General features: G+C 37.5%; 1 protein-coding gene. It reads left to right on the forward strand.

The annotated features are described in order from the left end of the window. Positions 1-1,993, forward strand: a 1,993-nt coding sequence (locus HZY83_RS07845; protein WP_179943484.1) for a DUF1542 domain-containing protein, incomplete at both ends; no start/stop codon positions are given.

Genomic DNA, 1,993 nt, shown 5'->3' on the forward strand with positions numbered 1-1,993 from the left:
GAAGCTAAAAAATCAGAGATAGATGCATCAAATATGACAGATGAAGAAAAAGCCAAGGCAAAAGAAGAAGTCGAAAAAGAAGCCGAGCAAGCCAAGGCTTCTATAGACCAAGCAACAACAGATGTGGTGGTAACAGAAGCTAAAGACAATGGCAAAACAGCAATAAATGCGGTAGACACAACATCAAAAGCGAAAGTAGATGCTAAGGCGGAAATCGACAAAACAGCCGAAGTTAAAAAATCAGAAATAGATGCTTCAAATATGACAGATGAAGAAAAAGCCAAGGCAAAAGAAGAAGTCGAAAAAGAAGCCGAGAAAGCCAAAGCTTCTATAGAGCAAGCAACAACAGATGTGGTGGTAACAGAAGCTAAAGACAATGGAAAAACAGCAATAAACGCAATAGACACAACATCAAAAGCGAAATCAGATGCTAAGTCAGAAATCGACAAAACAGTTGAAGCTAAAAAATCAGAGATAGATGCTTCGAATATGACAGATGAAGAAAAAGCTAAAGCGAAAGAAGAAGTTGAAAAAGAAGCAGAAAAAGCCAAAAATTCTATAGACCAAGCAACAACAGATGTGGCGGTAACAGAAACGAAAGATAATGGTAAAAAAGCGATAAATTCGGTAAACGCAGCATCAAAAGCGAAAGAAGAAGCCAAAGCAGAAATCGACCGAGCGAAAGAAGCTAAAAAATCAGAGATAGATGCTTCAAATATGACAGATGAAGAAAAAGCCAAGGCAAAAGAAGAAGTCGAAAAAGAAGCCGAGCAAGCCAAAGCTTCTATAGATAATGCAACTACTAATCAAGAAGTAACAGAAGCGAAAGATAATGGTAAAAAAGCTATAAATTCAGTGGACATAACATCAAAAGCAAAAGCAGATGCTAAGGCAGAAATAGACCGAGCGAAAGAGGCTAAAAATAACGAAATCGACGCTTCAAATATGACAGATGAAGAAAAAGCTAAGGCAAAAGCAGAAGTCGAAAAAGAAGCAGAAAAAGCGAAAGATTCTATAGATAAAACTACAACAGACCAAGAAGTAACAGAAGCAAAAGATAGTGGAAAATCAGCTATAAATGCAGTTGACATAACATCAAAAGCGAAATCAGATGCTAAGGCAGAAATAGACCGAGTGAAAGAAGCTAAAAAAACAGAAATAGATGCTTCAAATATGACAGATGAAGAAAAAGCTAAGGCAAAAGCAGAAGTCGAAAGAGAAGTAGAGAAAGCCAAAGCTTCTATAGACCAAGCGACAACAAATGAGGCAGTAACAGAAGCGAAAGATAATGGTAAAAAAGCTATAAATGCAGTTGACACAACATCAAAAGCAAAATCAGATGCTAAGGCAGAAATAGACAAAACAGCGGAAGTTAAAAAATCAGAGATAGATGCTTCAAATATGACAGATGAAGAAAAAGCCAAGGCAAAAGAAGAAGTCGAAAAAGAAGCCGAGCAAGCCAAGGCTTCTATAGACCAAGCAACAACAGATGTGGCGGTAACAGAAGCGAAAAATAATGGAAAATCAGCTATAAATGCGGTAGACACAACATCAAAAGCAAAATCGGAAACTAAAGCAGAAATAGACAAAACAGCCGAAGCTAAGAAATCAGAAATCGACGCATCAAATATGACAGCAGAAGAAAAAGCTAAGGCAAAAGCAGAAGTCGAAAAAGAAGTCGAGAAAGCCAAAGCTTCTATAGATCAAGCAACAACAAACGAGGCAGTTTCAGAAGCCAAAGATAGCGGAAAAGAGGCAATAAACGCGATAGATACAACATCAAAAGCAAAAGCAGATGCCAAATCGGAAGTAGATAGAGTAGCCGACGCTAAAAAATCAGAAATTGATGCTTCAAATATGACTGCAGAAGAAAAAGATAAGGCTAAGGCAGAAGTCGAAAAAGAAGCCGAGAAAGCGAAAAATTCTATAGACCAAGCAACAACAAATGAGGCAGTAACAGAAGCGAAAGATAATGGGAAATCAGCTATAAATG

Source organism: Gemella sp. GH3 (assembly GCF_013415425.1).
Classification (GTDB): Bacteria; Bacillota; Bacilli; order Staphylococcales; family Gemellaceae; genus Gemelliphila.